Source organism: Bacillus sp. BK450 (genome assembly GCF_004364885.1).
Lineage (GTDB): Bacteria > Bacillota > Bacilli > Bacillales > Bacillaceae > Bacillus > Bacillus safensis.
The window spans coordinates 293,780-319,302 of record NZ_SOBQ01000002.1 but is presented as its reverse complement, the minus strand read 5'-3'; the positions used below and the strand labels follow the sequence as shown (position 1 = coordinate 319,302).

Genomic DNA, 25,523 nt, shown 5'->3' with positions numbered 1-25,523 from the left:
TTCATTCTCCTCTTTTATTTTTATTCAATTCAAATCTTTGAAGAAATGCTTGAATTTCTTGCTCATAAGCTTCCTTATTTTCGCTAAAAGACATTGCATGCGCACCGTGTGGCGCAATAAATAACTGTTTGTCACCCTTTTTTCGTGTATATAACTGCTGACTTTGCTCACAGGGGATATAGTCGTCATGGCGGCTATGAATAAAAAGTACAGGTTCTTTCACCTGGCCGATCACATCAAGAGGGGAAACTTGCCGGATGCGGTATCCATCCCGCCATTTTAACACTTGATCACTTAGTGGAAGAATCCATTGCCCTGAAAGGCGAAAATCTGTTTTTAATCGATAAAGAAGCTGGTCCTCAAAAGAAGCAAAAGGGCAGTCTGCTATGTAAAAATTGGCGTTTGCTTCCGGCTTTGCAGCATATAACAAGGTCGTGACTGCACCCATTGATTCTCCGTGTATCCCAATGATGGCACTTTCTCCGAGTTTTTGTCTGAGCCACTTTACGATCTTTGCTAGATCTTCTTTTTCATAATATCCATAACTTGTGGTTTTCCCGCCGCTCATTCCATGTCTTCTATGATCATAAAGCATCACATTCCATCCGAGCTTTTGGAATAATTTCATATACTTAACGGAGTTAATCAAACTGACTGTAACACCGTGGCAAAGGACGATTGTGCGTGTTGTATGTGGATACGGCACAAAATAGCCATGGAGATCATAACCAAATGCTGAAGGAATACACACTTTCTCTTTTTTAAGCTGTTGAAATTCCTCATGATGATAATGGCCTCCATCTGATTCTCGTTTGATGAGCTCTTCATCCGTTAATTTTCGAATATACATCATTTTATTGGTGAAAAAAATGCCGATTGCAGCGAGTGGACATAATATGAGGGCAAATATAGCGATCCATTTCTTCATCTAGCCGATTCTTCCTTTCCGGAGTTTTTTCTATGACGATCATACCACATCTTGGGAGATTGGCGTGCCTCTTGCTCAGAAAATAAAACGGATGATACACTAAGTCAAAAGGAGAGAGGCACAATGAAAAAGACCAAACAAGATCAAGTGAAATTAAAGGACGGCATAAACGATGATGTCAAACAGCAGCTTCTTCAAATGAAGCAGAACCTTGCCGTCGAGACAGAAAAAAGAGAAGAACAAAAACGACAAGACCTCCTTCGGCAGCAGAAAGAAAAAGAAAAAAACAAAAGCTTTTCAGAGCTGCTAGATGAAAGCCATTTAGACTGGAGAAAGTATAAAAGCTAAAAAAGAGGGCGATGATGCTCTCTTTTTTTCATAACATCATTTTAAGATAGATCCACAGCAGGAACATAGAAGTGCTTAAAAGAAAAACACTTCTGCCCTCTTCTCTTTTTATGAGAGAAAAATCCACTTTATCAGATGAACTGATCAAATAAGCTACAATCAGCTCCAGAAAAAAGGTGCATAAACGGAGCTGTGCAATAGAGGCTTCTCCACAGCCTGTTGAGCATCATACATACGCTAAAATAAAAAAATGTAGAAAAACGTAAGTTTTTCTACAATCTCAGAGATCACAGATGTGATCTTTTTTCTTATTTGAACCGGTGCGTTTCATACACAGATGGTTTTGTATAGTATGTCAATGCTTTGAATTCTTGGTCACTTAATGAACGTGCATTTGCTGCTGCTATATTTTCTTTTAACTGATCCACTGAGCTTGCACCAAATACAACGGAACTGACCGCAGAATGTTTCAGTATATACTGAATGGACAATTCAGTGAGTGATAGGTCATAAGCGACTTTCTTTAAAGAAGGAATGATCTGCTGAAGCTCTTCAAATGAATATTGAAGATAGCCGTTTTTTTGAATCGCTGCACTTGCTTGAGAAAGTGGCTTTTCAGTTAATAATCCTTTCGCTAAAGGACCTCTTGCGACGACACTAATGCTTTGTTCTTCAAGTAGAGAGAACCATTCTTCTGGGCGGCGGTCGAGTAAACTATATTGCATCATCACGCTTACGATATTGGACTTTTTGGCATATTCTTTAATGACATTTGGACGGATAGATGAAATGCCATAATAGCGAATTACGCCTTCCTCTACTAATTCTTCAAAAGCCTCAATCGTTTCATCAATGGGGTCATCAATCGTGCCTCCGTGTAATTGATATAAATCAATATAATCTGTTTGAAGCCGCTTGAGGCTTTGTTTTACTGCTTCCTTTATGTACGCTTTTGAAGGATCCCAGTCCCAGCCTGGTTTGCCTTTTTCAAAGCGGTTGCCGCCTTTTGTCGCCAAAATCAAATCCTGCCGTCTGTTTTTAATGGCTTCCCCGACAATTTCCTCATTTGTCCCAAAATCATATAAATCGGCTGTATCCAAATAGTTAATTCCGAGATCAATGGCCTCATCTAATAAAGAGAGCGCTTTTTCTTTTTCCGTCCCAAGAGACATGCATCCTAGTGCCGCCTCGCTCACTAAGAGATCTGAGGTGCCAATTCGTCTTTTTTTCAATTCCATCACACTCCTATCCTTTCACATTAAGTGAAAAAAATCAGGAATTCAAGCTAGGTGATTTCAAATGGCGCATTGAAGCAAGCGTTTCGCTTTTCGCTTCTCTTAAATCATCTATGTTAAAATAAATGAAGTAAAAAGTGAAAGTAGAACGAGGAGCTGACAAAATTGAAGGACTTTGAAGAAAAAACATTATCGTCGAAAGAATTATACAACGGAAAAATCATTGATTTGGTTCTTGAAGATGTAGAATTGCCTAATGGAAAACAAGGCAAACGCGAAATCATTAAACATCCTGGTGCAGTAGCCGTCATTGCACGTACAGACGAAAATAAAATCATCTTGGTCAAACAATACCGTAAAGCACTAGAGAGAGCCATCGTTGAAATTCCGGCCGGAAAACTAGAAAAAGGGGAAGAGCCGGCACATACAGCATTAAGAGAATTAGAAGAAGAAACAGGATATACAACTCAGAAGCTTCAAAAGCTGACGGCCTTTTATACATCACCTGGTTTTGCAGATGAAATTGTTCACATCTATCTAGCAGATCAGCTAGTTCCGCTTGAAGAAAAAAGAGAGCTGGATGAAGATGAATTTGTCGAAGTAATGGAAGTTTCATTAGAAGAAGCCTTGCACCTCATTGAAGAGCAGCATATTTATGATGCAAAAACAGCCTATGCCATTCAGTACTTACAACTGCAAGAGGTACTTGAGTCAACAAAATGAAGGAATTTTTTGCAGACATCCATATCCATATTGGCAGAACAAGAACAGGCAGAGCTGTCAAAATTACAGGTGCAAGGTCACTGACAATTGATCAAATTCTTATTGAAGCAGCAGAAAGTAAAGGGATGGGGATGATTGGTGTGATTGATGCACAATCTCCAGAAGTCCTAGAAGAATTAATAGAAGGTGTAGAGGAAGGCAGGTACACTGAACTAAATGACGGCGGTCTATCATTTGGAGAGACAGTGTTGCTTTTGGGCAGTGAATTAGAAATCAATGATGACTATTCAAAGGGTCCAATTCATGTGCTGGCATTTATGCCCACACTACACAAAATGTCTGAGTTTTCCGCATGGCTTTCGCTTCATATGAAAAATGTGCATTTGAGTTCACAGCGCCTCTATGTTGATGGGAAAACACTTCAGCGCAAGGTTAAGGAGCTGGGAGGATTGTTTATTCCTGCTCATATTTTCACGCCGCATAAAAGTCTATACGGCAAAGGGGTCAACACTTCTTTAACGGAAGTATTTGATCCTGACCTTATTGATGCTGTTGAGCTTGGTCTTAGCTGTGATACGTCAATGGCGTCTCAGCTGAGTGAGCTGAACCGGTATCCCTTTTTAACGAATTCAGATGCTCATTCTTTAGGGAAAATCGCGCGAGAATATACAAAAATCAAAATGGATCATGCCTCTTTTGCCGAATTCAAGCTAGCCCTTGAAGAAAAAGATGGTAGAGCTGTCACAGGAAATTATGGGCTTGCTCCGCGGCTTGGGAAGTATTATCATACGACCTGCGAAAAATGCGGGGTTAGACCTCACGCACCAGATCAAAAAGAGTGCCATGTATGCGGACATACACGGATGACAAAAGGAGTAAGTGAACGTTTAGAAGAGCTTGCTGACCAAGAAAGTGAAAAAAGAACGAGACCTCCTTATGTTCATCAGCTTCCGCTTCAGTTTATTCCGGGAGTTGGACCTAAAACACTGGAGAAGCTAAAAGCCGTGTTTCACACAGAGATGAATATTTTACATCAAGCAACAGAACAAGAACTAAAAGCCGTTCTGCCAGAAAAGACAGCGGGCTACATCATCAAAGCAAGGAAGGGCGAAGTCGGACTCATCGCTGGTGGAGGCGGAGTGTACGGTAAGGTGGATATCAATCATGAGTCACATTAAATGGACATGTCACACATTTGAACAATTGTCAAAAGAGGATCTTTACTTGATTCTCATGGAAAGAGTCAACGTGTTTGTTGTAGAACAAACATGCCCTTACCCTGAAATTGATCACAGGGACAAAGAAGCGCTTCATCTCATCGCAAAAGAGAACGGCGTCATTGTGGCGTATTGCCGAATTTTCCAAAACGGGATCATGTACAAAGAGGCGTCCATCGGCCGCGTTCTTGTGACGCAGGCCGGCCGGAAAAAAGGCTATGGAAAGCTGCTGCTCATCAAGGCTTTAGAAAAGCTTAGTGAATTAGGTGAAACAAGTGTCAAAATACAGGCGCAAGCCTACCTGAAGTCATTTTACGAATCATTTGGTTTCAAGGCCGTCTCAGATGTTTATGATGAAGATGGGATTCCGCATCTTGATATGGTGAAAACAGAAAGATAGACGATATACGTCTATCTTTTTTATGGAACATCGTGTATCATAACGTCAACGAAAGGGGTTTTGCCAAATGGGAAAAAGCAAAGCAAAGAAAAAACGAGAGCATATCCAAAGGCAGCACAGCCGAAATCCAGAACTGTCGAGAGGAAACATGCCGCATTTTAGCACACACGAAAGGAAGACAAAAACAAAACAAGAAGCCTTGCAGCATATGATGAAAAAACATAAAGGACGAAATGCTTATGATCACTATCAAGAGGATCATAAGCATTTTTATTTTGCTTTTTTGTGACAACTAGATCAAATAAATGGAAAATTTTAAAAAATAGGACAAACGGTCGTTTCTTTTTGTCTAAAAATGTAGTTAAATGACAAAAAGAAACGAAAGGGAGAGTGAGTATCGTGAACGTCAAGTCATTTGGAGCAGGGCTTTGTATGACAAGTGTGCTTGTGGCATCGGTCATGTTTGGCGCGTCAGATATTTCTGCAAAGGAGCAAGCAAAAAAAGAGTACATGATCGGCTTTTCTTCTTCCGTTCAAGACAAAACACAAAAACAGCTTGTAGAAGAAGCTGGCGGGCATGTGAAAGAATCCATAGAGCAAATAGATATGATGAAAGTGTCAATGAATGAGACTTCGAAAAAGAAACTGAATGAAGCAAAAGAAGTGACCTTCATCGAGGAAGACCAAAAAGCAAAAACTAGCGGTCAAACTGTTCCATACGGCATCAAAAGCATCAAAGCACAAAAGGTACATAAACAAGGATACGCTGGACAGAATGTCAAAGTAGCCGTTCTTGACAGCGGCATCGACGGTAAACATGAGGATTTACATGTCACCGGCGGGGTGAGCTTTGTACCGGCAGAGTCTGATCCGCTTGTTGATCCGCATGAACATGGAACGCATGTGGCAGGCACAATTGCTGCATTAGATAATAAGGTAGGTGTCGTTGGTGTTGCGCCAAAAGCTTCTATCTATGCTGTCAAGGTGGCAGATGAAAATGGTGACGGCTACTATAGCTGGATCATAAAAGGGATTGAATGGGCCATTGAGAATGACATGGATGTCATCAATATTAGTATGGGGGGAGCAAGTGAATCTGAGGCGCTGAAAGAAGCGGTAGATCGAGCGTATGATAAAGGGATTCTCATTGTGGCTTCTGCAGGGAATGAAGGAAGCTATGGTTCTCTCAATACGATTGACTATCCGGCTAAATACAGCTCAGTGATGGCGGTTGCTTCTGTTGACCAAAAAAAGCAAAGAGCCTTTGATTCATCAGTTGGCGAGGAAATCGAAGTCTCAGCACCAGGCGTTTCAACGCTGAGCACCATTCCTCATAACGAATACGGCTACATGAGCGGAACGTCAATGGCATCACCGCATGTAGCGGGCGCTGCGGCTGTCATTCTATCAAAACATCCGAATCTGACAAACGATGAAGTACGCGAGAGATTGTCAAAAACGGCGACAAAGCTTGGAGAACCTTTTTATTATGGTGCCGGGCTTGTGAACGTACAAAAAGCCGCACGATAAATGAAAAAGAGAAAGCAGTGAGCAGGCTGCTTTCTCTTTTTTCTTTCAATAAAACTGTCATGTTTCGTAATCTCTCTCATAGAATCTAGTAACCTTACTATTTGGGAGGAAGACACATGCGGAAAAAGTCTTGGAAGGAGCATCTTCTTCAGCACGTAAAAGATCATCTCTCGATTTATTTATTTGTCTCTGTACTCTTTTTAATGGGTGTGATCTTCGGGGCCATCATTGTCAATAGCATGACATTCAGCCAGAAAGAGGATTTATTCTATTATTTAAATCAATTTTTTGGTCAGCTGACAAATGAGAAAGCGGCAGAATCAAAAGAAATGTTTTTACAAAGCTTCCTGCATCATATGAAATATTTAGGCCTTATGTGGATTCTGGGAATCTCCATCGTTGGTCTGCCGCTTATCTTTCTTATGATCTTTTTAAAAGGAATTGTTGTGGGGTTTACTGTTGGTTTTCTCGTGAATCAAATGGGGCTGAGTGGATTTTTTCTCTCGTTCGTATCGGTGCTTCCGCAAAACATTTTGCTCATTCCAGCCTATTTAGTAATTGGCACTTGTGCGATTGCGTTTTCCATCCGTCTCATTGGACAGCTCTTCATGAAAAAAACCATCAGTCAAGCACCCGTCCAGTGGTTTGGCCGGTATGCATCTGTTCTGCTGATGATTTTAGCGCTTGCTGCACTTTCGTCTTTTTTTGAATCGTACATATCATTCATGCTGATGAAAAAGCTGGCAGGTGTTCTTTTATAATTGTTCTTAATTAATAATCAATTTATTTATCAATTTAAAATGATTATAGTTGGCTCTCAGCACATCATTTGATATAATGATCAAGTAATGTGGCGTAGGAGGGAAAGTCAATGGAAAATAGGATTGATCGAATTAAGAAACAGCTTCATTCTTCCAGCTACAAGCTCACGCCACAGCGTGAAGCAACAGTAAGAGTACTGCTTGAGAATGAAGAAGACCATTTAAGTGCAGAAGATGTATACCTCCTCGTAAAAGAGAAGTCTCCTGAAATTGGTCTTGCTACTGTTTATCGGACGTTAGAATTGCTCACTGAACTGAAAGTTGTTGATAAAATTAACTTTGGAGACGGCGTTTCGCGATATGATCTTCGCAAAGAAGGAGCCGCTCACTTCCATCATCATCTTGTCTGCATGGAATGCGGAACAGTCGATGAGATAGAAGAAGATTTATTAGAAGATGTCGAAGAGATTATTGAACGTGACTGGAAATTTAAAATTAAGGATCATAGATTGACATTCCACGGCATTTGCCACCGGTGTCATGATGATGAATCCGGCAAATAATCCGAATTGGAACCTTTTCATTTAAGATGAAGAGGTTTTTTGCATTTTCGCTGTATATTCCTTGTCCCACCTGGCATATGCTGAAGTAATGAGAAGGTGAGAAAGGACTTGAAGATCATGCGAAAATGGCTCAAAACAACAGGTGAAGTGATCAAAGTATTTATCTTGTTCACTGGTTTTACCGTCCTGTTCTATTATGCTATGATATGGATAAATTCAGAATATGAAAGCTACCATCGTTATGATAAACCAGAGGGTGCAGCAATTAAAGTGATGGAAATGGATCAGCCGAATCAAGACAATTGGCAAGATCGATTGATTTATTTTTATCAAAACGGGGAGTAGAAATCATTGAACGATCAATTATCCGACTTTATTCATTTTATGACCGTAGAGAGAGGACTCTCTGAAAATACCATTGTTTCTTATAAAAGAGATTTACAAAACTACTTGTCTTTTTTAATGACACATGAACAGCTGACGGATATCAATGATGTCACGCGCCTGCATATCATTCATTATTTAAAGCAGCTAAAAGAGGAAGGGAAATCGAGTAAAACGTCTGTACGGCATCTATCATCGATCCGTTCCTTTCATCAATTTCTGCTTCGGGAAAAAGTGACAACGGATGACCCGTCCTGGAATATTGAAACGCAAAAAACAGAGCGGACTTTACCGAAAGTTTTATCATTAGGGGAGGTCGAAAAGCTGCTTGATACACCAAATCAGCACACTCCCTTTGACTACCGAGACAAAGCGATGCTTGAGCTCTTATATGCAACAGGCATTCGCGTCAGTGAAATGCTGGATCTGACCCTTGCCGATGTACACCTCACAATGGGCTTTGTCCGCTGTTTTGGAAAAGGAAGAAAAGAGCGTATTGTGCCAATCGGTGAAGCTGCTGCAAGCGCGATTGAAGAATATCTCGAAAAGGGAAGAAGCAAGCTGTTAAAAAAACAGCCGTCCGATGCCCTATTTCTCAATCATCACGGGAAAAAAATGTCGCGCCAGGGCTTCTGGAAGAACTTAAAAAAACGAGCCATCGAAGCAGGGATTCAAAAGGAACTGACGCCTCATACGCTCAGACATTCATTTGCTACACACCTGCTTGAAAACGGTGCGGACTTAAGAGCCGTACAAGAGATGCTCGGACATGCCGATATCTCAACAACACAAATTTACACACATGTGACGAAAACAAGACTGAAAGATGTGTATCACAAATTCCATCCAAGGGCATAAGTAAAGCATGACACAGTGAACGGGTGTCATGCTTTTTCATGTTTACACCGTTTATGGTTGTCAACTGGCTTGTAAACGGTTTATACTTGAGATGTCTGACCTCTCACTGTTTGTAAGGTCAAAAGACAAGAATATTGAAGGAGGCGCTTTTTAATGCCTGATTATCAGTATAAACGTATTTTCCTCGTCGTCATGGATTCAGTAGGAATTGGGGAAGCACCAGATGCTGCTGATTTTAATGATGTAGGTGCAGATACACTTGGACATATTGCTGAAAAAATGAACGGGCTTCATATGCCGAATATGGCGAAGCTTGGGCTGAGTCATATTAAAGAAATCAAAGGAATTCCAGCGGATGAAAAACCGCTTGCGTATTATGGAAAAATGCAAGAAGCATCAAATGGTAAAGACACAATGACAGGACACTGGGAAATCATGGGTCTTTACATAGACACACCGTTCAAAGTTTTTCCAGACGGATTCCCAGATGAACTATTAAATGAACTAAAAGAAAAAACAGGCCGAGGTATTATTGGAAATAAACCTGCGTCTGGTACGGAAATTTTAGATGAGCTTGGCGAAGAGCACATGAAAACAGGTGATTTAATCGTTTATACATCTGCGGATTCTGTGCTGCAAATTGCTGCGCACGAAGAAGTTGTGCCATTAGATGAGCTTTACCGTATTTGTGAAATTGCCCGTGAACTTACATTAGATGAAAAATATATGGTTGGACGGATTATCGCTCGTCCGTTTGTCGGAGAGCCTGGCGCATTTGTTAGAACGCCAAACCGTCATGACTATGCGTTAAAACCATTTGACCGTACAGTCATGAATGAACTGAAAGATGATGGACTCGATGTCATTGCGATCGGAAAAATCTCTGATATTTATGACGGCGAGGGGATCACATCATCTCTTAGAACAAAATCAAACATGGATGGAATGGACAAGCTGGTCGATACACTTAAAACAGACTTTACAGGACTCAGCTTTTTAAACCTTGTTGATTTTGACGCTCTTTACGGACATAGAAGAGATCCAGAGGGTTATGGAAAAGCACTAGAGGAATTTGACGCACGTCTTCCTGAAGTGTTTGACCTGTTGAAAGAGGATGATCTTCTTGTGATCACAGCAGATCATGGAAATGACCCTGTTCATCACGGAACAGATCATACAAGAGAATATGTTCCGCTCATTGCTTACAGCAAAAAGCATCAGGAAGCAAATGAACTGCCAACAGCAAAAACGTTTGCTGATCTTGGGGCAACCGTTGCAGATAATTTCAAGATAGCGATGCCAAAATACGGAACAAGCTTTTTATCTAAACTCAAATAGGGGGAAATCTCGTGGGAGCACAGTTTTCAGAAGCGGCGGCATACATTAAACAAGCATCGACATATGTACCAACAGTTGGATTGATTTTAGGATCAGGGCTTGGCATTTTAGCAGATGAGATTGAAAATCCAATCAAAATAAAATATGAAGATATTCCTGGATTCCCTGTTTCAACAGTAGAGGGACATGCAGGGCAGCTCGTGATCGGAACGCTGAAAGGCACTGTCGTTTGCGCGATGCAAGGACGTTTTCATTTCTATGAAGGATATGATATGAAGCAAGTGACGTTTCCTGTCCGTGTGATGAAAGAAATTGGCATTGACACATGCATTGTCACAAATGCAGCCGGCGGAGTGAATACGTCATTCCGTCCAGGAGATCTCATGCTGATCACAGATCATATCAATATGATGGGGACCAATCCATTAATTGGCCCAAATGACAGTCAAGGCGTTCGTTTCCCTGATATGTCTGCACCGTACGATAAAGAATTGCTGGCACTTGCAGAAGAAACAGCCCAGCGTTTAGGCATATCTGTACAGCAAGGGGTTTATGCAGGGATGACAGGTCCTTCTTATGAAACACCTGCTGAAGTTCGTTTCTTAAGAACACTTGGAGCAGATGCTGTTGGAATGTCGACTGTTCCAGAAGTTATTGTTGCGCGTCATGCAGGAATGAAAGTGCTTGGCATTTCATGCATTTCCAATGCGGCATCTGGTATTTTGGATCAGCCGCTGTCTCATGATGAAGTGATCGAAGTAACGGAAAAAGTGAAAGCAAGTTTTCTTGATTTAGTAAAAGACATTGTCAAACAACTTTCATAGCATGTGTCCAGAAGCCTTCTGCTACCCAAGCAGAAGGCTTTTTTTAATTGCAATCATACGATCTCTGAATAAAACAGCCTGTATGAGGAAAAAATAGAAAGGATTACGATAATGGAGGTCTGCCACTTGAAACGTCATATATGTGCATTGTTTATTTTAATGATCCTTATCTCAATGGTTTCACCATCAGCGATAGCAAAAGAAAAGATTGAAAAACCAGGAGAAAAGCAAACATCAGAATTGGCACACGAAGCCAAATCAGCGCTCTTAATAGAACGAGACACGGGAAAGGTGCTTTACAACAAAAACAGCGATGAAAAGCTTGCACCCGCAAGTATGACCAAAATCATGACGATGCTTCTCATCATGGAAGCCATTGATCAGGGTAAACTGAAAATGACAGACAAGGTCAGAACGAGCGACTATGCAGCGTCCATGGGAGGGTCACAAATTTTCCTTGAACCAGGAGAAGAAATGACCGTGAAAGAAATGCTGAAAGGCATTGCGATTGCTTCAGGAAATGATGCTTCAGTTGCCATGGCAGAGCATATTGCAGGATCTGAAGAACAGTTCGTAGAGCAGATGAACAAAAGAGCGAAAGAGCTTGGCCTCACCTCAACAGTCTTTCAAAACCCAACAGGACTTCCTGAAAAAGACCATTACAGCACAGCTCACGATATGGCAATAATGGCAAAAGAGCTGTTGAAATATGAACAAATCACCAAATTCACAGGTGTCTACGAAGACTATCTACGGCAAAACACAGATAAAAAATTCTGGCTTGTCAACACAAACCGTCTAATTAAATTTTATCCAGGGGTCGATGGGGTGAAAACAGGTTTTACAGGTGAAGCGAAATACTGTTTAACTGCATCTGCTAAAAAAGGTAACATGCGCGTCATTGCAGTTGTCTTCGGCGCAAGCACGCCGAAAGACAGAAACGCTCAGGTAGTCAAAATGTTAGATTACGCATTTAGTCAATATACGACTCATCCGCTTTACAAACGAGGGCAAGATGTGGCGGAGGTCAAAGTGAGCAAAGGGAAAAAGAAAAACATTCAGCTCGTTACTTCTGAACCGATCTCCCTTTTAACGAAAAAAGGCGAAAATGTGGATCAGATCAAAAAAGAAATCAAATTGTCTCATGATGTTAAGGCTCCATTTTCAAAAGGAACGGAACTTGGTACGATCGTCTTGAAAAAAGATGGAAAAGTGCTGCATGAAAGTCCTGTAGAAGCAAAAGAAGGAATGGAAAAGGCAAGCGTTTGGACTTTCTTCAAACGGGCGATGGCTGATTTTGTAAAATGGAAATAAAAGGCGAAAGGCTGCTGTAATTGGCAGTCTTTTTGCTATGAGGAAAAAGAAAAGAACATCTAAATGTGACGAATGGTCACTAGTTTTGTCATGGTGAAGGATTTACTTCATATAAAAGAGAAACATTCATTATCCGAAATTAGAGCAAGGAGGAATAAAAAATGAGCCTTGGTATTGATTTTCAAGTAAAAGAGAGCGTACTTTGCATTCGGTTAACAGGAGAGCTCGATCATCACTCCGCAGAAACATTGAGACAAAAGGTGACGAATTATTTGGAAACAGAGGACATTCGCCACATTGTGCTGAATCTGGCTGATTTATCGTTTATGGACAGCTCTGGACTCGGAGTGATTTTAGGAAGATATAAGGAAATTAAGCAGCTTGGCGGGGAAATGGTTGTCTGTGCCATCTCGCCAGCAGTGAACCGGTTATTTGATATGTCTGGCTTGTTTAAAATTATTCGGATGGAGCCTTCTGAGCAAACGGCTTTGCAAACATTGGGGGTGGCATCATGAGAAATGAAATGAACCTGACTTTTTCGGCATTAAGCCAAAATGAATCGTTTGCGAGGGTGACAGTCGCGGCATTTATCGCTCAGCTTGATCCGACTTTAGATGAATTAACAGAAATCAAGACCGTCGTATCTGAGGCAGTGACAAACTCCATCATTCATGGCTATGATGGGAATCCAGATGGCAAGGTGCACATCCATGTCACATTAGATGATCATGTCGTTTACCTCACCATCCGTGACGAAGGTATGGGTATTACAGATCTTGAGGAAGCAAGACAGCCGCTTTTCACCACAAAACCAGACTTAGAGCGCTCTGGAATGGGCTTTACCATCATGGAGAATTTTATGGATGATGTCATGGTGGACTCATCTCCAGAAATGGGCACGACCATCCGTTTAACAAAGCATCTATCAAAAAGCAAAGCGCTTTGTAATTAAAGGAGCTGCTCATATGGATGTGGAGGTAAAAAAGCAAGCTAAAAAAGCCCAGCTGTCAAATGATGAAGTCAAAGAGCTCATCAAAAAAAGCCAAGACGGTGATCAGCAAGCAAGAGACCTCCTCGTAGAAAAAAACATGCGTCTTGTTTGGTCCGTTGTTCAGCGCTTTTTAAATAGGGGATATGAACCAGATGATTTGTTTCAGATTGGCTGTATTGGACTGCTGAAATCTGTTGATAAATTTGATTTGTCATATGATGTAAAGTTTTCAACGTACGCCGTCCCCATGATCATTGGCGAGATTCAGCGATTTATTCGGGATGATGGAACGGTCAAAGTCAGCCGGTCATTAAAGGAACTCGGAAATAAAATTCGTCGGGCAAGGGATGAATTGTCTAAGTCTCATGGAAGAATGCCGACTGTTCAGGAAATTGCCGAATATCTTGATATCACACCAGAGGATGTCGTCCTCGCCCAAGAAGCGGTGCGCTCCCCTTCATCCATTCATGAAACGGTATATGAAAATGATGGGGATCCGATTACATTGCTTGATCAAATTGCCGATCATTCTGAGGAAAGATGGTTTGACAAAATCGCATTGAAAGAAGCGATCAAGGAATTAGAAGAACGGGAAAAACTCATTGTGTATTTAAGGTATTATAAAGACCAGACACAATCTGAGGTTGCAGAGAGACTTGGCATTTCACAGGTGCAAGTCTCACGGCTTGAAAAGAAAATTTTAAAACAAATCCAAATGCAAATGGATCAAAAAGACAGCTAGCCGATTCGGCTGGCTTTTTTTGTGTGGTAATTACCGGTAAATCAAGTTCTATCAGTATGAGAACCATTTTTCACCACATACTATTTTTAACCCATCGTATAGGAAGTGACTTGGATGGACGGACAAATCTTTATTCGGCTGCGCCATCGAATCAAGACCGGTATTGATCAGCTCATTTATTTAGAGGATATCGCCCAAATCACTGGTGATGAGTTTGCTGTGCAAAAGCTTAGCAAAATGCCGGTGTATCATGTCAGCAAAAAGGATCGTCACATCGCCGTTCTTGATATCATGCATGTCGTCAAAACGATCAAAAAAACGTGGCCAGATATCGACATTCAAACCGTTGGCGGCTCTGAGGCCATTGTTGAAATTGATACAGGCAAACGCCAGCTTTCTCCCGTTTTATTTGTGTTTGTATGGCTCCTATTATTTGTTGGAGCGGCGCTTGCCATTATGAATTTCCACGAGGATGTCAGTATGCGGCTCGTTCATATCCGCCTATATGAAATGATCACAGGGAAAACGGTTGAGCATCCGTATTTATTACAAATTCCATATAGCTTTGGACTCGGTTTTGGCATGATTTTGTTTTTCAATCATGTATTTAAAAAGCGTTTAAATGAAGAACCAAGTCCGCTCGAAGTGGAAATGTTTAAATATCAGCTCGATCTCGATCATTATGTCGCACTCAATGAAAATAAAGAAACATTGAAGGATATCCATGATCGGTAAGTGGCTTTTTGTCGTACTCGTTGGACTTGGCGGCGGTTTAACGGTCGGAGCAGGATTTGTGGCTTTTCTTACAGTGCTTGGCATCATTCCCCGCTTAATGCAATTAACCAAAACGCAGCGCTTCATACAAGGATACGAGGCGGCTGTTATTAGCGGGGCGGTTGTTGGGGGCTGGGCCACCTTAAGTCAAATACATCTTCATTTAACCAAATGGCTGGCGATGCCGGTCGGTCTTTTATCAGGCATCTTCATCGGCATGCTTGCAGCTGCACTCACTGAAGTATTAAATGTACTTCCTATATTAACGAAAAGAATTGGAATGGACGGGAAAATTGTTTTGCTGCTCATGGCCATCGTCTTAGGAAAGGTATTTGGTTCACTATTTCATTGGCTTATTTATATTTAATCAATTGGAGGGAACAACACGTGTCGAGTTTAAAAGAGAACTATCCATCTAAGGTGAAAACATATCAGCCCAAACCTCCTTATGTCCTCAACTGCATTAAGGCGTTTTTAGTTGGCGGTTTAATCTGTCTGATAGGTGAGGGGCTGCAACATTTCTATATCCACTTTTTTGATTTTAACGAAAAGACAGCAGGGAACCCGACAGTGGCGACCCTCATTTTAATTTCTTCTCTATTAACGGGTATCGGTATTTACGATAGAATCGGCCAGTTTGCTGGAGCCGGATCAGCTGTACCAGTGACAGGCTTTGCTAACAGTATGACAAGTGCTGCCCTTGAGCATAAAAGTGAAGGGCTTGTTTTAGGTGTTGCCACAAATATGTTTAAACTCGCTGGGAACGTTATTGTATTTGGTGTCGTTTCGGCATATGTCGTAGGGATCATTCGATACGTCTTGGAAAAGATGTTTTCGTAGGAGGAATGAAAGGTGAAACTAACAGGTAAACAATCTTGGGTATTTGAGCACAAGCTTTATGTCAATGCAGAAGGAACTGCTGCAGGACCGAAAGAAAAAGAAGGCCCGATTGGTCATTTAATTGATAAAACGTACGATGAAATGCACTGTGATCAAAAGAACTGGGAAATGGCTGAAAGGAAGCTCATGGATGATGCGATATCAACCGCTTTATCAAAAGCAAATTTGCAAAAAAGCGATATTGATCTTTTGCTGGCTGGAGATTTACTCAACCAGAACGTCACAGCAAACTATGTGGCAAGAGAGCTGAAGATCCCGTTTCTCTGCTTGTTTGGGGCATGCTCGACTTCAATGGAATCAGTCGCCATTGCGTCAGCACTCATTGATGGCGGCTTTGCAAATAGAGCCATCGCAGCAACAAGCAGTCACAATGCGACTGCAGAACGCCAATTTCGTAATCCGACAGAATACGGGGGACAAAAGCCAGATACAGCAACAAGTACAGTAACTGGTGGCGGAGCCGTTATTATCAGCCAAGAACCCTCTCAAATTCAAATTACGAGCGCAACGGTAGGCAGGGTCATGGATCTTGGCATTACAGATCCATTTGATATGGGATCGGCCATGGCACCAGCAGCGGCAGACACCATCAAGCAGCATTTAGAAGACTTAGGCAGAACAGTAGATGATTACGATTTGATTTTAACTGGAGATTTATCAGGCATTGGTTCACCGATCTTAAAGGATCTCTTGAAAGAAGAAGGCATTCAGCTTGGGCGAAAGCACGATGATTGCGGTTTAATCATCTATACACCCGACCAAAACGTATTCGCTGGAGGCAGCGGCTGTGCTTGTTCAGCGGTTGTGACATTTAGTCATATTTTTCAAGAAATGAAAGCAGGGAATCTGCAAAGAGTACTCGTTGTGGCAACCGGGGCGTTACTCAGCCCAATGATGGTTCAGCAAAAAGAGACCATTCCAACCATTGCGCACGGTGTCGTATTTGAGCGTGCAGGAGGAGAGAGCTAATGGATTATCTTATCGCTTTTGTGGCAGGCGGACTTATTTGCGTCATTGGCCAGCTTTTGCTAGATGTACTCAAACTCACGCCTGCACATGTCATGACTACTTTTGTTGTGGCAGGTACCATTTTAGACGGATTCGGTATTTATGATAAATTTATTGAATTTGCAGGTGCGGGCGCAACCGTACCAATTGTCAGCTTTGGTCATAGCTTGCTTCATGGGGCCATGCATCAGGCAGATGTGCACGGATTCATCGGCATCGGTATCGGTATTTTTGAATTAACCTCTGCTGGAATATCAGCTGCGATTTTATTTTCATTTATTATCGCACTTATCTTTAAACCGAAAGGATAACCGAATATGGGGCAAAAACGGAAAGTCATTTTAGTGACAGACGGAGATATATATGCTGCCAAAACCATTGAGCTTGCCGCTAAAAACGTTGGCGGACGATGTATTTCCAGCTCAAAAGGAAATCCAAGCAAACGGACAGGACCTGAACTTGTTCAGATGATTTTAAAAACGCCGTATGATCCAGTCTTTGTGATGTTCGATGATTCTGGTTTGACAGGTGAAGGAACAGGCGAGACAGCGATGAAACATGTGGCGCGCCACCCTGAAATCGAAGTCATTGGAGCGATCGCAGTTGCATCCAAAACGCACCAAGCCGAATGGACAAAGGTCCATGTCTCCATTGACAGGGAAGGTGAACTGACAGAATACGGTGTCGACAAACACGGTCTTCCCGAAATGGAGCCCCATAAAATGAGCGGTGATACAGTGTATTGTCTTGACTCCCTCAATCTTCCGTTAGTTGTCGGTATTGGAGATATTGGCAAGATGGGACGGAAAGATGATCTGAGCAAGGGATCTCCAATCACGATGAAAGCAGTGGAATTAATATTAGAAAGGAGTGGTTTCCATGAAGAAAGACAAGGTAAACGTGTACCGAGACCCGAAGAAAAATGAAGATTACTTCAAGGAAAATGTCGGAATGGGTCTCAGCTTTGACCTTGGTGTTCGGAAAATTTATATACACGATCAGGAAATCCAGCTTTACTATGTAAACGGATTGTGTGATACACAGTATATTATCTACTTATTAAAAGAGCTAATCGAAATCAATGACAACGAACCTGAATCCGATGATCTTGCACATGTAGTCGAGAACCGCCTTGTCAATCAGCAGGTCTCCAAGGTAGAAACGCTGGATGAAGCAGTGGATCAAGTACTGTCTGGGCTTGTAGCAGTCGTTGTAGAAGGTGAAAACTACGCCTTTATCATTGATGTTAGAAGCTATCCTGGCAGAATGCCTGAAGAGCCGGATACAGAAAAGGTGGTCCGGGGAGCAAGGGACGGCTTTGTTGAGAATATTATTGTGAATACAGCGCTTATTCGAAGAAGAGTGCGGGATGAAAAGCTGAGATACAAAATGCTCAAAGTAGGCGAACGTTCAAAAGCGGATGTTTGTGTTTGCTATATTGAAGATATTGCAGACCCTGACTTAGTAGATATTATAGAAAAAGAAGTATCAGGAATCAAAGTCGATGGGCTGACGATGTCTGATAAAACGATTGAAGAATTTATAATTAAGCAAGGATATAATCCCTTTCCGCTAGTGCGTTACACCGAGCGTCCGGATGTCGCCGCTAACCACATATTAGAAGGGCATGTCATCATCATTACAGATACATCCCCTAGTGTCATCATTACACCAACCACTATTTTTCACCACGTTCAGCATGCAGAAGAATACCGCCAGGCGCCTGCCGTTGGTACGTTCCTAAGATGGGTACGCTTTTTAGGCATTTTATGTTCTACCTTTCTTTTGCCGATTTGGTTTCTTTTTATTCTCGAACCAAATCTCCTGCCTGACAATTTAAGCTATATTGGGTTTAACAAACCTTCTCATATTCCTGTGATTCTTCAAGTATTTCTTGCTGATTTTGGGGTGGAATTTTTAAGGATGGCAGCCATTCATACGCCAACCGCGTTGTCGACTGCCATGGGGTTGATCGCGGCTGTTTTAATTGGACAAATCGCTATTGATGTGGGTTTGTTTACACCAGAGGTCATCTTATACGTCTCGCTGGCAGCGATCGGTACCTTTACAACGCCAAGCTATGAGCTGAGTGTCGCCAATAAGATTGTAAGGCTCATCATCCTAGCACTAGTGGCAATCTTTAAGCTGAATGGACTCATCATTGGTTTTACGTTGTTAATCATTTATTTAACATCCATTCGTTCATTGCAGACACCTTATATGTGGCCGTTCATTCCTTTCAATGGAAAGGCTTTGTGGCAAGTGCTGATTCGGACGTCTGTTCCTGGCTCAAAAGTAAGGCCGAGCATTGTTCACCCTCAAAACAGATCAAAAATACCGCCAAATTCTTAACGCTCATTGAAAGTGGCTGAAGATTGTGATATTGTATTTTTAACTTTGAGACACGGCAAAAGGCAGCTCACGCAGCTGCCTTTTTTCAGCCGAAGCGGAGAAAGAGGGAATGACATTGTATTTACACGGCACTTGCAGACAAAATGAACTCGGTCATTTAGAAATTGGTGGTGTTGATGCTGTTTCTTTAGCTGAAACGTATGGGACACCACTTTATGTATATGATGTGGCTTTAATACGGGAGCGCGCAAAAAGCTTTCAAAAAGCATTTATAGAAGAAGAATTAACGGCGCAGGTAGCATATGCGAGTAAAGCATTTTCCTCCATCGCCATGTTTCAGCTTGCCAAAGAAGAAGGATTATCTCTTGATGTCGTATCAGGCGGTGAGCTTCACACAGCTATTTGCGCTGGATTCCCAGTAGAAAAAATTCATTTCCATGGCAATAATAAAAGCAGAGAAGAATTAAAAATGGCTTTAGAGCATGGGATCGGCTGTATTGTTGTGGATAATTTCTATGAAATGAAGCTCATTGAACAGCTTGGTCAAGAGCTGTCAAAAAAAGTGAAAGTATTGCTCCGCATCACGCCTGGTGTCGAAGCGCATACGCATGATTACATTACGACAGGTCAAGAGGATTCAAAATTTGGCTTTGATCTTCACAATGGACAAGCAGATGAAGCGGTGAAACAAGTGCTTGGTTCAGAAGTGATCGAGCTTTTAGGTGTTCATTGTCATATCGGTTCACAAATTTTTGATACGGCTGGTTTTGTCCTTGCAGCAGATAAAATCTTTTTGAAGCTGGATGAATGGAGAGAATCATTTGGTTTTATTTCTACGGTATTAAACTTAGGCGGCGGATTTGGGATTCGTTATACAGAAGAGGATGAACCACTTCCTGCGACAGAATATGTCGAAAAAATTATCCAAGCTGTGAAAGAGAACGTGGCCTGCTACGAGTTTGATATGCCAGAGATTTGGATAGAACCAGGCCGTTCTCTTGTTGGAGATGCAGGGACGACTCTTTATACGGTCGGATCATCAAAACATGTACCTGGCATCCGTGATTATGTTGCAGTAGATGGTGGAATGAGTGACAACATTCGTCCAGCTTTATATCAAGCGAAATATGAAGCGGCAAGTGCCAACAAAATGAGCCAAACGCATGATCAAACGGTTTCAATTGCCGGTAAATGCTGTGAAAGTGGAGATATGCTCATTTGGGATATCGATCTGCCAGAATTATCACAAGGGGATTTATTAGCTGTCTTTTGTACCGGAGCTTATGGCTATAGTATGTCAAACAACTATAACCGTATCCCGCGCCCAGCTGTTGTGTTTGTAGAAGACGGGGAAGCGCAGCTTGTGGTTGAGCGTGAAACATATGAGGACATTGTGAAACTTGATTTACCGTATCAATCAAAAGTGAAATCATCTACTTAAAAAAAGCCGCCTGGTGTTCAGGCAGCTTTTTTTCATGAATTATTTTCCTCCAGTGAATACAGAAACGATCGCATTCCAAATGGAGACAAAGAAATCCCAAATCTTTTGAAGAAGGTTTTTCCCTTCATCCGATTCTATGAATTTAGTAATCTTGTCTTTTGCTTTATCAATTTGAGATCCTACTTGATTCCAATCGATATTGATGTTTTTCATTTTATCAAATAGCGAGACAAGCTGATCTTTTTGATCCTGCGTCAGATTTAAGTTCAAATCAGAAGCAGCCTGATCCACTTTTTCTTCTACTTCTTTTGTGGTTTTAGGGACACCGTTTTTTGCAATGTCATCTTTGATTTTTGCAATAAGGGCAGAAGCGTTATCTTTCCCGATAGAGTCACCCAATTTAGAAGTTGTCACAAGCTCTTCGTTTGCCACCTGCTTCACATCTTCTGGAATGGCTTTGTCGCTTGACACCTCATACGCTTTTAGTAAGCCCGTCAGAGCGGCTGTACCAGATACTTCAAATGGAGCAGTCACGACAACCTTGGCATCCTTGACACCTGCTGTCATTAAAGCATTTAAATACATCTCATCTGTAATGGTCTTGATGTTGTGTGTATCCACAGTGAGACCAGTACCTGATTTTTCAATGGTGATCGATGAAGATGATAATGCTCTCGTCCCGATTTGAGAACGAGGGATATACTTTCCTAAATATTCGTGCTCTTCTTTATTGGTTACTTCAATTTTTGTCGCATTTTCAGGTGGATTCAACTCGTCAAGCACCTTCTGGCGATCAGCCGGTGTTAGGTCTTGCCCGAGTGTGACGATGACATCGCCGACAGCTGCATCCGCTAAGCTGACTTTTGGCGCACCAATTAGGAAAAGGAGCGCTGCCATCATACCAAGCATCATTTTTTTAAACATGTTGACCTCCTTCAAGTCGAAAGCGTTCCCCTTTCAAGAGAAACTTTAGCTTTTGAGTACACGTAAAGTAGTGCACTCCATCATATAGACGTAACAAATTGGCTTGACGTTTCAATTTTCTTTTTAAGATGTGTTCCTGTTCCGATAAATGAAGACATGTCATTTAGTCAAATATCATTTTATTAGGAAAAAAGAATCAAGCAACCCTATTTTATCAATCATCAATTAAGAGGTAAATGACAATCGAAGAGCAGGGGATGTTTAACATCACCGAAAATGTGCTATAATGAGCGTTGTTTAACCTGAAAGGAGAATGTGAAAAATGGCGAAAAAAGGATACATACAATTAACGAATGGAAAGAAAATTGAGTTTGAACTTTACCCAGAGGCTGCTCCAGGTACAGTAGCAAACTTTGAAAAATTAGCGAATGAAGGCTTCTACGATGGATTAAAATTCCACCGCGTGATCCCAGGCTTCGTCAGCCAAGGCGGCGACCCAAACGGTAATGGAACGGGTGGTCCTGGTTACACAATTAAATGTGAAACAGAAGGAAATCCTCATCAGCACGAAAGAGGTTCATTATCAATGGCACATGCTGGTAAAGACACAGGCGGCAGCCAATTCTTTATCGTACATGACCCGCAGCCGCACTTAAACGGTGTTCACACTGTTTTTGGCAAGGTAACATCTGGTATCGAGGCTGTACTTGATATGGAGCAAGGCCAAGGCATGGAAAAAGTTGAAGTTGTAGATGCTTAATCTAAAACACCGCTTAATCGCGGTGTTTTTTTATTTTGTTTGTGAGACGACTGTGATTTGTTTCGTTAGGCGGTAGGTGATGAACCAATACAAAATGGCTAAAGCGCTGATAGAGGAACCAAAGAGACATACTCCGCCCCAGCCATAGGTCGCGTATATACTGGTTGAAACAATTGAACCGGTCGCACTGCCGATGGAGTAAAAAATCATGTAAGCCGCAGTAAGCCGGCTTCTCGCCTCAGCCCGTACTGTAAAAATCATACTCTGGTTGGTCACATGAACTGCCTGCACAGATAGGTCAAGAATGATAATGCCAATGACTAATGCAATAAGTGAATGTTCAGTCAAACTGATGAAAAACCATGAAATGAATAATAGGACAAGAGCTATACCAGTTGTGAACTGTCCAAAACCTCGATCAGCAAGGCTGCCAGCCCGAGCAGCCCCTAACGCTCCGGCTGCTCCAGCAAGACCAAATGCGCCAATTGCAGTATGTGAAAGAGAGTATGGCGGAGTACTGAGAGGCAGTACGAGTGAAGTCCATAACGTACCAAAGACGATAAAAATCAGAAGAGCCAAAATCCCACGGATGCGCAGGATTCGTTCTTGTATGAACAATATAAACATTGAACGAAGCAGATGAACATAGGATAATGACTCTCTTTTGCTGTCATCACGCGGGAGCACTCGGAACAATACGCCAGTTAGGATAAGCATGATGACGGCAGAAACAAGATAAACAGACCTCCAGCCAGCAAAATCGGTTAATACACCAGCAAAGGTTCGAGCGAGAAGAATGCCGGTTACGATTCCACTTTGCACCAAGCCGACTATACGGCCGCGTTCTTCTGGAGCAGCCCAACTTGCTGCAAACGCAACGAGTACCTGAGTGACTACAGCGAGCAGTCCGACCACTGCTAATCCTAGAAATAGGACGGTGACGATAGGAGCGATGCCGACTAGAATGAGGGCAAGCACAGATAAAAGCATCTGACTGATAATGAGCCGTCGTCGATTCAACAGATCACCAAGCGGTACGATCAGTAGCAGCCCCGCCGCATAACAAAGCTGAGTAATCGTAATGACAATACCAATGGATGAATACGTGATACCGAACTCGTCTGCCAGTGAATCTAGTAACGGTTGTGCGAAGTATATGTTTGCCACAGCCATCCCGCACGCTGCTGCAAAAAGTAGTGCCATATAGTGACTCATCTTTGATTCAGGTTTTATTCGAAAATGAGCCGTTTTCATATCAGGATGATCTCTTGGAGTCATTTTATCTTTAACCATTCATTGCATCCTCTCCTTTTTATACTAAAAAGTATAATATATCGATCGGTATAAAATGATTCCTGTTAAGGATAACGAACAAAATGTTTTAAAGTCAAGAGTTTAATCCAGTTATTCTAAGTTGATCTTAAAAACAGAAAGACAGTTTGACAATTTTACATGAATAAAATAAAATTATAATGTACTGATTGGTAATAAAAAATGATATCCTTACAAATAAATGAATAATTGTTTTGGTGAAATGATTTTATTGTTGAAAAGAGGAATTGAGGATGGTTCGACAGCGTGAGTTTGATGAGGAAAAAGCGTTGGATGATGCAATGGTGCTTTTTTGGGAAAAGGGGTATAGAGCTACAACGTTAAGCGATTTGACTGCAAAAATGGGAATACAGCGGCCAAGCTTATACTCAGCCTTTGGAGATAAAGAGGAGTTATTTGAGGCTGCATTACGTAAATATACAAAGCAGCATGCAGCCCGTATTCGAACAAAACTTCAAAACAATCAATCTATAAAGGAAGCATTTCATACATTATTTACAGATGTAGTGGAAGAGGAATATAGAGATGGCCCGAGTAAAGGCTGTTTTTGCATTAATACGATAGTGGAGCTTGCTCCACACGAAGAGAAATTTGAAATTCTGACAAGAGAGCATCAGATGTATCTTTCGGTCATATTTGAAGAAAAGATTGTGCAAGGTATTCGCTCGGGTGAGCTTGAAAACAGCTTGAATGCTAAAGCCTTAGCACAGACACTGGTCGTTTCTTTCATCGGGCTTACCGTCCTCATGAAGTCACGTCCAGAGCGTTCATTTGTAGATCATTCTGTAGCGACGATCCTATCCATTTTAAAATAAAATGGATAACACGCCATGACTGCTTCCGTGAAAAAATCATTAGCATTGTGAAAGCGTATTTGATCCATTACATCAAAATACGCTTTTTCTTATAGGGCAGTCATGCGCAGAATGTATTTTTATGATATGATAGGAGAACAAACATTCGTATTTGCGGGGTGCCAGCACATCAGATGCAAATGAAGAAATCCGAAAGAAAGAAGGGGATACTTTGAAACCACTCACAAAAGAAGAGAAAAATCAAATGACGATGGCCATTCAGCGTTATTTTGCTGAAGAACGAGAAGAAGAGATTGGTGAATTAGCAGCCATTAATATACTAGAATTTATCACAAAAAACCTTGGAAGCTACTACTATAATCAAGGGGTTCGCGACAGCCGCAGCATCGCTGTTCAGCGGTCACAATTGTTAGAGGAAGACTTATTTGCACTCGAAAAAAGAATACAATGAAAAGCTTGCAGTATGGTGTGTGACGAACTAATAAACAGGAAAAAGACCCCCTTAATAAAGAACGCATATTCGTATCATATGTAATGATTAAGAGGTGGAACCAAAGGGCCATCTGAATCGTTATATAAGTAACCATTAATGAAAATCAGCTTTTTTGGTTTTATTTCAATAAAAGAAGGAATAAAACATACAAATAGGCGAAGTGCAGATGATGGAGGTTCTAAATATGGGGAAAATTAAATTAAAAATGGCGATCTTATTTGTTTTACTGCTTTGTTTAGGCGCAGGTTATTTATACATGAATGGCATGAAAATTGAAGATGTGCCAACAGCCATTGGCGAAAGCTTAACAAATAATGATAAAGATTATACCATCTATGAATATACCATTACGAAAATTGATGGAGATGAATATTACGGTCAAGCGAAGAATGGCACAAAAATCATTTTTAATGGTAAGAAATTTGAAGATGATGTGGCCGATCTGAAAAAAGGCGATCGTATTAAAGCCTACTTTAGTAATGAAAAAAGAATAGATGGACTGATAAAAGTAGTAAAAGTCGTAAATTAACATGTCTCCTTTCCTATAAGGAGACTTTTTTTGTGAAGA

General features: G+C 41.4%; 32 protein-coding genes. 28 read left to right on the top strand and 4 right to left on the bottom strand.

The annotated features are described in order from the left end of the window. Position 1: 1 nt before the first annotated feature. Positions 2-928: an alpha/beta hydrolase gene (locus tag EV579_RS06775; RefSeq protein WP_133744172.1), complete on the bottom strand. Its 927-nt coding sequence runs from the start codon at positions 926-928 to the stop codon at positions 2-4. Between the two features lie 123 nt (positions 929-1,051). Between EV579_RS06775 and EV579_RS06770 the strand changes: the two genes are divergently transcribed. Further along, positions 1,052-1,276, top strand: a complete 225-nt coding sequence (locus EV579_RS06770; protein WP_025093024.1) for a YqkE family protein — start codon at positions 1,052-1,054, stop codon at positions 1,274-1,276. Positions 1,277-1,584: 308 nt separating this feature from the next. On the opposite strand, the gene EV579_RS06765 is transcribed toward EV579_RS06770, so the two are convergent. Then, positions 1,585-2,508: an aldo/keto reductase gene (locus EV579_RS06765; protein ID WP_133744345.1), complete on the bottom strand. Its 924-nt coding sequence runs from the start codon at positions 2,506-2,508 to the stop codon at positions 1,585-1,587. 168 nt (positions 2,509-2,676) lie between these two features. On the opposite strand from EV579_RS06765, the gene EV579_RS06760 reads away from it, so the two are divergent. From EV579_RS06760 to lysA, 23 genes are all read left to right on the top strand, one after another. After that, positions 2,677-3,234 (top strand): NUDIX hydrolase, encoded by a 558-nt coding sequence (locus EV579_RS06760; RefSeq protein WP_133744171.1) that lies wholly within the window; start codon positions 2,677-2,679, stop codon positions 3,232-3,234. After that, a complete protein-coding gene (locus EV579_RS06755; protein WP_133744170.1) occupies positions 3,231-4,412 on the top strand; it encodes a TIGR00375 family protein in 1,182 nt (393 codons plus the stop codon). Before EV579_RS06760 ends, EV579_RS06755 begins: the two co-directional genes overlap by 4 nt. Beyond that, positions 4,399-4,851, top strand: a complete 453-nt coding sequence (locus EV579_RS06750) for a GNAT family N-acetyltransferase (protein ID WP_133744169.1) — start codon at positions 4,399-4,401, stop codon at positions 4,849-4,851. The genes EV579_RS06755 and EV579_RS06750 overlap by 14 nt, the downstream gene beginning before the upstream one ends. Before the next feature lie 67 nt (positions 4,852-4,918). Continuing rightward, positions 4,919-5,140, top strand: a complete 222-nt coding sequence (locus EV579_RS06745; RefSeq protein ID WP_024428056.1) for a hypothetical protein — start codon at positions 4,919-4,921, stop codon at positions 5,138-5,140. A 110-nt stretch (positions 5,141-5,250) separates the two neighbouring features. Further along, positions 5,251-6,381 carry a S8 family peptidase gene (locus tag EV579_RS06740; protein ID WP_133744168.1) on the top strand — a complete coding sequence of 377 codons (1,131 nt, stop codon included), beginning with the start codon at positions 5,251-5,253 and terminating at the stop codon, positions 6,379-6,381. Between the two features lie 116 nt (positions 6,382-6,497). Then, a complete protein-coding gene (gene spoIIM, locus EV579_RS06735; protein ID WP_024422873.1) occupies positions 6,498-7,142 on the top strand; it encodes a stage II sporulation protein M in 645 nt (214 codons plus the stop codon). Between the two features lie 110 nt (positions 7,143-7,252). Next, the gene (gene fur, locus EV579_RS06730; RefSeq protein ID WP_024422872.1) at positions 7,253-7,705 is read left to right on the top strand and encodes a ferric iron uptake transcriptional regulator; all 453 of its coding nucleotides are present in this window, start codon (positions 7,253-7,255) and stop codon (positions 7,703-7,705) included. 117 nt (positions 7,706-7,822) lie between these two features. Continuing rightward, positions 7,823-8,050: a YqzK family protein gene (locus EV579_RS06725; RefSeq protein WP_024428058.1), complete on the top strand. Its 228-nt coding sequence runs from the start codon at positions 7,823-7,825 to the stop codon at positions 8,048-8,050. Between the two features lie 6 nt (positions 8,051-8,056). Next, positions 8,057-8,947 (top strand): site-specific tyrosine recombinase XerD, encoded by an 891-nt coding sequence (xerD, locus tag EV579_RS06720; RefSeq protein ID WP_056767212.1) that lies wholly within the window; start codon positions 8,057-8,059, stop codon positions 8,945-8,947. A gap of 153 nt (positions 8,948-9,100) precedes the next feature. Next, on the top strand, positions 9,101-10,285 hold the full coding sequence (gene deoB, locus EV579_RS06715) for a phosphopentomutase (protein WP_058837987.1): 1,185 nt from the start codon (positions 9,101-9,103) through the stop codon (positions 10,283-10,285). 11 nt (positions 10,286-10,296) lie between these two features. Beyond that, the gene (locus EV579_RS06710) at positions 10,297-11,109 is read left to right on the top strand and encodes a purine-nucleoside phosphorylase (RefSeq protein WP_056767204.1); all 813 of its coding nucleotides are present in this window, start codon (positions 10,297-10,299) and stop codon (positions 11,107-11,109) included. A gap of 159 nt (positions 11,110-11,268) precedes the next feature. Further along, positions 11,269-12,423 (top strand): D-alanyl-D-alanine carboxypeptidase family protein, encoded by a 1,155-nt coding sequence (locus EV579_RS06705; protein ID WP_481747242.1) that lies wholly within the window; start codon positions 11,269-11,271, stop codon positions 12,421-12,423. Positions 12,424-12,584: 161 nt separating this feature from the next. After that, positions 12,585-12,938, top strand: coding sequence for an anti-sigma F factor antagonist (gene spoIIAA, locus EV579_RS06700; protein ID WP_024422866.1), 354 nt, complete (start codon positions 12,585-12,587; stop codon positions 12,936-12,938). After that, the gene (spoIIAB, locus tag EV579_RS06695) at positions 12,935-13,375 is read left to right on the top strand and encodes an anti-sigma F factor (RefSeq protein WP_024422865.1); all 441 of its coding nucleotides are present in this window, start codon (positions 12,935-12,937) and stop codon (positions 13,373-13,375) included. The genes spoIIAA and spoIIAB overlap by 4 nt, the downstream gene beginning before the upstream one ends. 13 nt (positions 13,376-13,388) lie before the next feature. Further along, the gene (gene sigF / locus EV579_RS06690; protein WP_024422864.1) at positions 13,389-14,156 is read left to right on the top strand and encodes an RNA polymerase sporulation sigma factor SigF; all 768 of its coding nucleotides are present in this window, start codon (positions 13,389-13,391) and stop codon (positions 14,154-14,156) included. A 114-nt stretch (positions 14,157-14,270) separates the two neighbouring features. Then, positions 14,271-14,891: a stage V sporulation protein AA gene (locus EV579_RS06685; protein ID WP_024422863.1), complete on the top strand. Its 621-nt coding sequence runs from the start codon at positions 14,271-14,273 to the stop codon at positions 14,889-14,891. Further along, positions 14,881-15,297: a stage V sporulation protein AB gene (locus tag EV579_RS06680; RefSeq protein ID WP_133744166.1), complete on the top strand. Its 417-nt coding sequence runs from the start codon at positions 14,881-14,883 to the stop codon at positions 15,295-15,297. Before EV579_RS06685 ends, EV579_RS06680 begins: the two co-directional genes overlap by 11 nt. Before the next feature lie 20 nt (positions 15,298-15,317). After that, positions 15,318-15,770, top strand: a complete 453-nt coding sequence (spoVAC, locus tag EV579_RS06675; RefSeq protein ID WP_024422861.1) for a stage V sporulation protein AC — start codon at positions 15,318-15,320, stop codon at positions 15,768-15,770. A gap of 12 nt (positions 15,771-15,782) precedes the next feature. Further along, complete coding sequence (spoVAD, locus tag EV579_RS06670) at positions 15,783-16,799, top strand: stage V sporulation protein AD (protein ID WP_024428061.1); 1,017 nt, start codon at positions 15,783-15,785, stop codon at positions 16,797-16,799. Further along, positions 16,799-17,149: a stage V sporulation protein AE gene (gene spoVAE, locus EV579_RS06665; protein WP_007501045.1), complete on the top strand. Its 351-nt coding sequence runs from the start codon at positions 16,799-16,801 to the stop codon at positions 17,147-17,149. Before spoVAD ends, spoVAE begins: the two co-directional genes overlap by 1 nt. 6 nt (positions 17,150-17,155) lie before the next feature. Continuing rightward, positions 17,156-17,764, top strand: coding sequence for a stage V sporulation protein SpoVABEA (gene spoVAEA / locus EV579_RS06660; RefSeq protein ID WP_044332804.1), 609 nt, complete (start codon positions 17,156-17,158; stop codon positions 17,762-17,764). Continuing rightward, positions 17,718-19,190, top strand: coding sequence for a spore germination protein (locus EV579_RS06655; protein ID WP_029708045.1), 1,473 nt, complete (start codon positions 17,718-17,720; stop codon positions 19,188-19,190). The genes spoVAEA and EV579_RS06655 overlap by 47 nt, the downstream gene beginning before the upstream one ends. Before the next feature lie 115 nt (positions 19,191-19,305). Then, entirely contained in the window at positions 19,306-20,631 is a 1,326-nt protein-coding gene (gene lysA, locus EV579_RS06650; RefSeq protein WP_103131984.1) for a diaminopimelate decarboxylase, read from the top strand. Between the two features lie 39 nt (positions 20,632-20,670). On the opposite strand, the gene EV579_RS06645 is transcribed toward lysA, so the two are convergent. Next, on the bottom strand, positions 20,671-21,555 hold the full coding sequence (locus tag EV579_RS06645; RefSeq protein WP_024428065.1) for a DUF1002 domain-containing protein: 885 nt from the start codon (positions 21,553-21,555) through the stop codon (positions 20,671-20,673). Between the two features lie 322 nt (positions 21,556-21,877). On the opposite strand from EV579_RS06645, the gene EV579_RS06640 reads away from it, so the two are divergent. Further along, positions 21,878-22,315, top strand: coding sequence for a peptidylprolyl isomerase (locus EV579_RS06640; RefSeq protein WP_008359679.1), 438 nt, complete (start codon positions 21,878-21,880; stop codon positions 22,313-22,315). A 30-nt stretch (positions 22,316-22,345) separates the two neighbouring features. Here EV579_RS06640 and EV579_RS06635 read toward each other — a convergent pair whose 3' ends face one another. Then, on the bottom strand, positions 22,346-23,569 hold the full coding sequence (locus tag EV579_RS06635; protein ID WP_342674152.1) for an MFS transporter: 1,224 nt from the start codon (positions 23,567-23,569) through the stop codon (positions 22,346-22,348). Between the two features lie 311 nt (positions 23,570-23,880). Between EV579_RS06635 and EV579_RS06630 the strand changes: the two genes are divergently transcribed. From EV579_RS06630 to EV579_RS06620, 3 genes are all read left to right on the top strand, one after another. Continuing rightward, complete coding sequence (locus EV579_RS06630; protein ID WP_133744164.1) at positions 23,881-24,462, top strand: TetR/AcrR family transcriptional regulator; 582 nt, start codon at positions 23,881-23,883, stop codon at positions 24,460-24,462. A gap of 211 nt (positions 24,463-24,673) precedes the next feature. Beyond that, positions 24,674-24,913, top strand: coding sequence for a DUF2164 domain-containing protein (locus tag EV579_RS06625; protein ID WP_133744163.1), 240 nt, complete (start codon positions 24,674-24,676; stop codon positions 24,911-24,913). 226 nt (positions 24,914-25,139) lie between these two features. Continuing rightward, positions 25,140-25,484, top strand: a complete 345-nt coding sequence (locus EV579_RS06620; protein ID WP_034623431.1) for a hypothetical protein — start codon at positions 25,140-25,142, stop codon at positions 25,482-25,484. Positions 25,485-25,523 lie beyond the last annotated feature (39 nt).